A 7,651-nucleotide genomic window follows, 5' to 3' on the forward strand; every position below is an offset into this window, starting at 1 on the left:
TAGACACGGAGCGAATGAATGGTAAATAGCATGAAACTGCCAGGCTGGATGAGCGGGCTCGCGGGCCGCGGCGGCGCCGCCGCTGCGCCGATCCTGATCATCATGCTGCTCGCAATGATGATCCTGCCATTGCCGGCGTTCGTGCTCGACGTGTTCTTCAGCTTTAATATTGCAGTCTCGATCATCGTGCTGCTGACCGCGCTGTACACGGTCAAGCCGCTCGACTTCCTGGCCTTCCCGGCGATCCTGCTGATGACCACCATGCTGCGCCTGGCGCTGAACGTGGCATCGACCCGTATCGTTCTTACCGAAGGCCATAACGGTGGCGCCGCTGCCGGCAAGGTCATCGAAGCGTTCGGCCACTTCCTGATCGGCGGTAACTACACCGTCGGTATCGTCGTGTTCGTCATCCTGACCATCATCAACTTCAGCGTCGTCACCAAAGGTGCCGGCCGTATCGCCGAAGTCGGCGCGCGCTTCGCCCTGGACGCGATGCCGGGCAAGCAGATGGCGATCGACGCCGACCTGAACGCCGGCCTGATCGGTGAAGCCGAAGCACGCAAGCGCCGCGCCGAAGTCGGCCAGGAAGCCGAATTCTACGGCGCCATGGACGGTGCTTCGAAGTACGTGAAGGGCGACGCCGTCGCCGGTATCATGATTACCATCATCAATATCATCGGCGGCCTGATCGTCGGTGTGGTGATGCACGACCTGGCCTTCGGCGAAGCGACCAAGGTCTACACCCTGCTGGCCATCGGTGACGGCCTGGTGGCGCAGATTCCTTCGCTGATCATCTCGATCGCGGCCGGTATGGTGGTGTCGCGCGTCGCCAACGACGAAGACGTCAGCTCGCAGCTGACCGGCCAGCTGCTGGCACGTCCGGAAGCCCTGTACATCACCGCCGGCATCATCGGTGGCCTGGGCCTGATCCCGGGCATGCCGAACCTGGTGTTCCTGCTGCTGGGCGGTTCGCTGGCGGCCGGCGGTTACTTCATCTCCAAGCGGCGCAAGGAAAAGCCGGCCCAGGAAGCGGCGGCAGCCACCGAAGCGGCGGCGCAGGCGGCAACGCAAGCCCCGGCCGAGAACGAAGAAGCGACCTGGCAGGACGTGATGCCGGTCGACACCCTGGGCCTGGAAGTCGGCTACCGCCTGATTCCGCTGGTCGACAAGAACCAGGGCGGCGAACTGCTCAAGCGCATCAAGGGCATCCGCAAGAAGTTTGCCCAGGAAGTCGGCTTCCTGGCGCCGCCGGTGCACATCCGCGACAACCTGGAACTCAAGCCCTCGAGCTACCGCATCACCCTGAAGGGCGTGGAAGTGGGCAGCGGCGAAGCGCTGAACGGCCAGTTCCTGGCGATCAACCCGGGCATGGCCAGCGGCACGCTGCCGGGCCTGGTGACCACCGATCCGGCCTTCGGCCTGCCGGCGATCTGGATCGAAGCCAATCTGCGTGACGAAGCGCAAAGCATGGGCTACACCGTGGTCGACGCCGGCACCGTGGTGGCGACCCACCTGAACCACCTGATCACCCAGCACGCCTCGGAACTGCTGGGCCGCATGGAAGTGCAGGCGCTGCTGGACCACCTGGGCAAGGAAACCCCGAAACTGGTCGAAGACCTGGTGCCGAAAGTCGTGTCGCTGTCGACCCTGCAGAAAGTGCTGCAGAACCTGCTGCTGGAAGGCGTGCACATCCGCGACATGCGTTCGATCATCGAAGCGCTGTCGGAGCACTCGACCATGACGCAGGATCCGGGCGAACTGACCGCCGTGGTGCGTGTGGCCCTGGGCCGCGCCATCGTGCAGCAACTGTTCCCGGGCGAGAACGAGCTGTCGGTGATGACCCTGGACAATCGCCTCGAGCGTCTCTTGATGCAGGCGATGGGCGCCGGCGGCGACGGTACCGGCATCGAGCCGGGCCTGGCCGACACCATCGCCCAGCAGGCGGCGCACGCCGCCCACCAGCAAGAGCAGATGGGCCATACCGCCGTGCTGCTGGTACCGGCCCCGCTGCGCGTGCTGCTGTCGCGCTTCCTGCGCCGTGCAGTGCCGACGCTGAAGGTGCTGTCGCATGCTGAAGTGCCGGAAACCAAGACCATCCGCGTGACCAGCCTGGTCGGCGTGCCGATGTAATAGAGAAGAGGGCGGTGCGTGAGCGCCGCCCTTGTTATTTGTGCCGTAGCGTTTCCTTCCAGCTTTTCTCCCATGCGCCGCCCGGCGCGTGCAGCCACCACCGTTATTCTCTTGCCAATCGATTGCCGGTTTTATCGATTTCGGTGAAATAGACGGGTTTCCCCTTCTTTATCCTCGGATGGTTTCCTCCGGGCATCGTCAATAATGCTTCCTATCGAAGGGCGCTTGTGCCCGGCAAACAGTTGAAGCGCGGAGAATACGATGAAGGTGAAGAAATTTACGGCAGCTACTTCCCGAGATGCATTGCGCAAAGTGCGCGAAGCGCTGGGCCCTGATGCCGTCATCCTCTCGAACCGTCCGGTCGACGGCGTGGTCGAAATCCTGGCCCTGGACAATGACGACGTGGCCTCGCTGGCCGCGCCGGTCAGCGATTCGGAAAGCGCGCAGCCTGCGCCGCAGCTGCAGGTCGAGGAACCGGCTTTTGTTCCGGCCTTTGGCCCCGCTGTCGGTCCAACCCCGGCACGCCGCCAGAAAGACCTGGCGCCGGCCTTCGTTGCCGCTGCTCCTGTTGCCCCTGCCGCCCCGGCCGCTGAACCGGTCCAGACTTACGCCGAGCGCCGCGCCCCGGCACCGGAGCCGACCGTCGACATGGGTGCCATGACCTCGATGATGAGCGCCGCCATCGCCCAGGCCAAGGAATCGGCCGCCGTCGAAATGAACGGCATGATGAACGAACTGCGCGCCATGCGCGGCCTGATGGAAACCCAGCTGGCCGAACTGTCGTGGAACGCCACCGCCCAGCGCCAGCCGCACAAGGCGACCGTGCTGCGCGAACTGCTGGGCGCCGGCTTCTCGGCCACCCTGGCCAAGTACCTGATCGAAAAAATGCCAGTGACGGAAGATGCAGCGCAAGCGATGCGTTGGGTCAAGACCGTGCTGGCGCGTAACGTCAACACCATCGGCAACGACGACGACCTGCTGGCCAACGGCGGCGTGTTCGCCCTGGTCGGCCCGACCGGCGTCGGCAAGACCACCACCACCGCCAAGCTGGCCGCGCGCTGCGTGATGCGCCACGGCCCGGACAAGCTGGCCCTGATCACCACCGATGCCTATCGTATCGGCGGTCACGAACAACTGCGCATCTACGGCAAGATCCTGGGCGTGATGGTGCACTCGGTGAAGGACGAAGCCGACCTGCGCATCGCCCTGAAAGAGCTGCGCAACAAGCACACCGTGCTGATCGACACCATCGGCATGTCGCAGCGCGACCACATGGTGGCCGAACAGGTCGCGATGCTGTCGAGCTCGGGCGCCGACGTCAAGCGCCTGCTGTGCCTGAATTCGACCTCGACCGGTGAGACCCTGAACGAAGTGGTGCGCGCCTATCAAGGCAGCGGCCTGCACGGCGCGATCATGACCAAGATGGACGAGGCCGCATCGATCGGCGGCGTGCTCGACGTGGTGGTGCGCCAGAAGCTGAACCTGCACTACATCTCGAACGGCCAGCGCGTGCCGGAAGACCTGCACCTGGCCGACCGCGCGATGCTGGTCGACCGCGCCTTCCGCAACCGCAGCGGCGCGAAAAACGGTCTCGGCGACGCCGACCTGCCGCTGATGATGGCCGGCGCCGCCGCCCGTGCCAACCCATCCTTCGCCTGAGGTAAGCCATGGCCAGCTTTGATTTCGACCAGGCCGAAGGCCTGCGCCGCATGCTGCAAGGCCCGCGTCCGCGCGTGGTGACGTTCCTTTCCGCGACCCCGGAAGACGACAAGGGCGCGATGCTGGTGAACCTGGGCGCCTCGCTGGCCCAGACCGGCAATGAAGTCCTGATCGTCGATGCCTGCGAACACGAATACGGCGTCGCCCGCCGCCTCGGCCTGAACCGCAGCGCCTCGCTGCTGCAGGTGGCGCGCCAGGAAGCGGCGCTGAACCAGGTCACGCATCCGGTGCCGCAAGGCTTCTCGGTGGTGCCGATGGGCCGCCCGCAGGGCGCCGACGATGCGCGCCGCCTGGGCAAGACCTTCGACGTGCTGGCCAGCCAGGCCGGCATCGTGATCGTCGATGGCGAACTCGGTCCGGACGAGTCGTTCCCGGTGGCGCTGATGGCCAGCTCCGAGATCGTGGTGCAGGTTTCGACCAGCGCCACCTCGATCACCAATGCCTACGCGCTGATCAAGCGCCTGTCGCTGCAGCTGGGCCGCCGCCCGTTCGGCATCCTGGTCACCGGCGCAACTGAGGAGGAGGCGCAAGTGGTATACGATAATATGTCAGCAGCAGCAACACGCTACCTTGCCGTCAAGCTCACTTCGCTGGGCTCGGTGCCGGCCGACGAGTACCTGCACCGCGCCGCGCGCCTGGGCCGGGCGGTGGTCGATGCCTTCCCGCTGGCGGGCGCTTCGGTCGCCTTCCGCCAGCTGGCCGGCAAGTTCGCGCTGCACGCGATGCCGCAATTCGCACGCCAGGGTAGTGGCGCGCGCTTCGGAGCATGAGGGCGGCATCGGGCGCGGAAGCGGCAGCGGTGGCCGAAGCGGCGCAGACACAACAGAACAAGCAACGAGAAGATCAAGAGAGCATGTACACGGTCAAGGGGAAAGCGGACAAGAATTCTTTGCTGACGGAGCACATGCCGTTGGTGAAGCGTCTTGCCCACCACATGAAGGCGAAACTGCCGCCTTCGGTGGAAGTGGACGACCTGGTGCAAGCCGGCATGATCGGCCTGCTCGACGCGATCAACCGCTACGAAGACAACCACGGCGCCCAGTTCGAGACCTATGCCGTGCTGCGCATCCGCGGCGCCATGCTCGACGAGCTGCGCAGCAGCGACTGGATGCCGCGCAGCACGCGCCAGAACATGCGCAAAGTCGAGACCGCGATGCACGAGCTGCAGCAGCGCCTGGGCCGGCCGCCGAGCGAATCCGAAGTGGCCAAGTCGCTCAAGCTGTCGCTGGAAGATTATCAGGAAATGCTGGCCGACTCGGGCGGCCACCAGCTGGTGTATTACGAAGACTTTCATGACGACGATGGCGACGGCAATTTCCTCGACCGCTACGCGGTGGACGACGCCGACCCGCTGCGCGGCCTGATGGACACCGACTTCCGCCAGGCCGTGATCGACGCCATCGAGAACCTGCCGCCGCGTGAGAAATTGTTGATGGGCTTGTACTACGAGGAAGAGTTGAACCTGAAAGAAATCGGCGCCGTCATGGGCGTGAGCGAATCGCGGGTGTCGCAGCTGCACACCCAGGCCGTGGCGCGCTTGCGCACGGCGTTACGGGAGCATCTGTGGACTGGGCCAGCGTAGCCGGCCTGGTACTCGCGGTGGCCGGCATCCTGGTCGGCCACTCGCTGGACGGCGGGCGTTTCGCCTCGCTGGTGCAGCCGGCCGCGTTCGCGATCGTGGTGGTCGGCACCTTCGGCGCCGTGCTGCTGCAGAGCGAACGGCGCACGTTTACGCGCGGGCTCGGCATGCTGCGCTGGGTGTTCGTGCCGCCGCGCGGCGAGCGCCAGAAGCTGTCGCGCGAGATCGCGCTGTGGAGCCTGTCGGCGCGGCGCGACGGACTGCTGTCGCTGGAACAGTACATGGCCAAGGCCGATCCGTTCGTCGAGAAGGGCTTGCGCCTGGTGGTGGACGGAATCCATCCCGATAAAGTGCGCAGCCTGCTCGAGCACGAGATCAACGGCTACGAATTCGCCCAGCGCCAGGCGGCGCGGATCTGGGAATCGGCCGCCGGCTACGCGCCGACGATCGGCATCCTGGGCGCCGTGCTGGGCCTGATCCACGTGATGGAAAACCTGTCCGATCCGGCGCGCCTGGGTTCCGGCATCGCGGTCGCGTTCGTGTCGACCGTGTACGGCGTCGGCCTGGCCAACCTGTTCTTCTACCCGGTTGGCAACAAGCTGAAGGCCATCGTCAGCGACAAGGTGGCGCAGTACGAGATCCTGACCGAGGTATTCTATGACCTGGCCAGCGGCGACCATTCGCGTGTAGTGGACGAGCGCGTGGCCAGTCTGCTCACTCATCACTAGAACACAGGCATGGCGCGCAAACGCTACGACGATGACGTCCCGACCGAGCACCACGAGCGCTGGCTGATCTCGTACGCCGACTTCATCACGCTGCTGTTCGCCTTCTTCGTGGTGATGTACGCGATCTCGATCGTCAACGAAGGCAAGTACCAGCAGCTGTCCGACGCCCTGGGCGACGCCTTCGGCGGCCGTGGCGCCGCGACCCAGGTCAACACCAACGTCGAGCCGGTGCTGCCGCTGTCGCACATCGTCAACCGCAAGCGCAACGAAGCCGCGCGGCGCGAGCACGAGCGCATGGGCGTGCTGGCGCGCGACCTCACCGCGACCCTGCTGCCGCTGGTGAAGTCGGGCCAGGTGCGCGTCACGCAAAATGCGCGCGGCGTCAGCGTCGAGATCAATGCCAGCGTGCTGTTCGACCAGGGCCAGGCACTGCTGCAGCCCGAGGCCAGCGAGATCCTGCAGGCGGTCGGCGGCCTGCTGAGGAACGATCCGCACCGGATCGAGGTCGAAGGACATACCGACGACGTGCCGATCGCCAGCACCGTGTATCCGTCCAACTGGGAACTGTCGGCCGCGCGCGCCAGCAGCGTGGTGCGGCTGTTCATCGACAGCGGCGTGGCGCCGGTGCGCCTGTCGGCGCTCGGCTTCGCGGCCACGCGGCCGGTGGCGCCGAATACCGATCCGGTGGGCCAGGCGCGCAACCGGCGGGTGGCAGTGATGATCCTGGCGGCCTTGCCTGAAACAGGCGGTAACATTCTTCCGTAAATATCGCCGCGCGGCATGCCATAATCGTTAGTGCAATATTTGCTTTCAATCCACAAATGGCCGCTGGCCAAGGGAGCGCAAATGCATGTCGAAGGTAGCAAGGCCGTGCGCATCAAACAGGCCGTGGTGGCCTGCGCGCTGGCGCTGGTTGGCCTGATGGGAGCGGTGAAGGCCGTGGAGGCGAAAGTGGACGTGAACCACCGTCTCGAGGTCGAGACCGGCGCCCGTAGCGTCAAGGTGCGCGTGCTGATCGAAAACCGCGGCGACAAGCCGGTATGGATCCCGCGCGAGATCGCGCTGGGCGACGACCTGACTGCTCCGCGCTTCCTGCTGCGCACGCCCGAAGACGAGGTCGCCTACACCGGCCGCATGGTCAAGCGCGCCGCCCTTGGGCCGGCCGACTACCTCGAGGTCAAGCCGCAGACCACGCACCTGAACACCATCGACATCACGGACGCGTATGCGTTCAAGCCGGGCAAACACAGCTACGAGATCCGGTATGCCGGGCCATGGCTGACCAGCCTCGGCAGTCTCGATGCAGCCAGCATCAAGCAGAGTCCGGCGCTTCCGGTCAAGTTTTCGTTCACCGGACGGTAGGGTTGGCGGCTACGCCGCCGACGCGGTGATTGTTATCGGTGCCGATGTCGCGCCGGATGATCTCGCAGCCAACCATCGCCGCGTCGGCGGCGGAGCCGCCAACCCTGTTAGGGCAAAGTAGTAATGTCCCTTT

General features: G+C 65.4%; 7 protein-coding genes. All 7 read left to right on the forward strand.

What is annotated here, in order from left to right:
* The first annotated feature begins 18 nt into the window (after nucleotides 1–18).
* The 7 genes from flhA (at nucleotide 19) to RTQ83_RS06445 (ending at nucleotide 7,518) form a co-directional block, all read left to right on the forward strand.
* Entirely contained in the window at nucleotides 19–2,130 is a 2,112-nt protein-coding gene (flhA, locus tag RTQ83_RS06415; RefSeq protein ID WP_312512300.1) for a flagellar biosynthesis protein FlhA, read from the forward strand.
* A 261-nt stretch (nucleotides 2,131–2,391) separates the two neighbouring features.
* Nucleotides 2,392–3,789 (forward strand): flagellar biosynthesis protein FlhF, encoded by a 1,398-nt coding sequence (flhF, locus tag RTQ83_RS06420; RefSeq protein WP_312512302.1) that lies wholly within the window; start codon nucleotides 2,392–2,394, stop codon nucleotides 3,787–3,789.
* Between the two features lie 8 nt (nucleotides 3,790–3,797).
* Nucleotides 3,798–4,619, forward strand: coding sequence for an antiactivator of flagellar biosynthesis FleN protein (locus tag RTQ83_RS06425; protein ID WP_312512304.1), 822 nt, complete (start codon nucleotides 3,798–3,800; stop codon nucleotides 4,617–4,619).
* 83 nt (nucleotides 4,620–4,702) lie between these two features.
* The gene (locus RTQ83_RS06430; protein ID WP_312512307.1) at nucleotides 4,703–5,431 is read left to right on the forward strand and encodes an RNA polymerase sigma factor FliA; all 729 of its coding nucleotides are present in this window, start codon (nucleotides 4,703–4,705) and stop codon (nucleotides 5,429–5,431) included.
* A complete protein-coding gene (locus RTQ83_RS06435) occupies nucleotides 5,413–6,156 on the forward strand; it encodes a flagellar motor protein (RefSeq protein ID WP_312512310.1) in 744 nt (247 codons plus the stop codon). Before RTQ83_RS06430 ends, RTQ83_RS06435 begins: the two co-directional genes overlap by 19 nt.
* Before the next feature lie 9 nt (nucleotides 6,157–6,165).
* Nucleotides 6,166–6,921: a flagellar motor protein MotD gene (gene motD, locus RTQ83_RS06440; RefSeq protein ID WP_312512312.1), complete on the forward strand. Its 756-nt coding sequence runs from the start codon at nucleotides 6,166–6,168 to the stop codon at nucleotides 6,919–6,921.
* 81 nt (nucleotides 6,922–7,002) lie between these two features.
* Nucleotides 7,003–7,518, forward strand: coding sequence for a hypothetical protein (locus RTQ83_RS06445; protein WP_312512314.1), 516 nt, complete (start codon nucleotides 7,003–7,005; stop codon nucleotides 7,516–7,518).
* The last annotated feature ends 133 nt before the right edge of the window (nucleotides 7,519–7,651 follow it).

The organism is Massilia sp., from assembly GCF_031995545.1.
Classification (GTDB): Bacteria; Pseudomonadota; Gammaproteobacteria; order Burkholderiales; family Burkholderiaceae_D; genus Telluria.

Excerpts from the sequence above, each read along its gene's own strand:
- flhA (WP_312512300.1), top strand. The coding sequence starts at position 19 with ATGGTAAATAGCATGAAACTGCCAGGCTGGATGAGCGGGCTCGCGGGC.
- flhF (WP_312512302.1), top strand. The coding sequence starts at position 2,392 with ATGAAGGTGAAGAAATTTACGGCAGCTACTTCCCGAGATGCATTGCGC.
- RTQ83_RS06425 (WP_312512304.1), top strand. The coding sequence starts at position 3,798 with ATGGCCAGCTTTGATTTCGACCAGGCCGAAGGCCTGCGCCGCATGCTG.
- RTQ83_RS06430 (WP_312512307.1), top strand. The coding sequence starts at position 4,703 with ATGTACACGGTCAAGGGGAAAGCGGACAAGAATTCTTTGCTGACGGAG.
- motD (WP_312512312.1), top strand. The coding sequence starts at position 6,166 with ATGGCGCGCAAACGCTACGACGATGACGTCCCGACCGAGCACCACGAG.
- RTQ83_RS06445 (WP_312512314.1), top strand. The coding sequence starts at position 7,003 with ATGCATGTCGAAGGTAGCAAGGCCGTGCGCATCAAACAGGCCGTGGTG.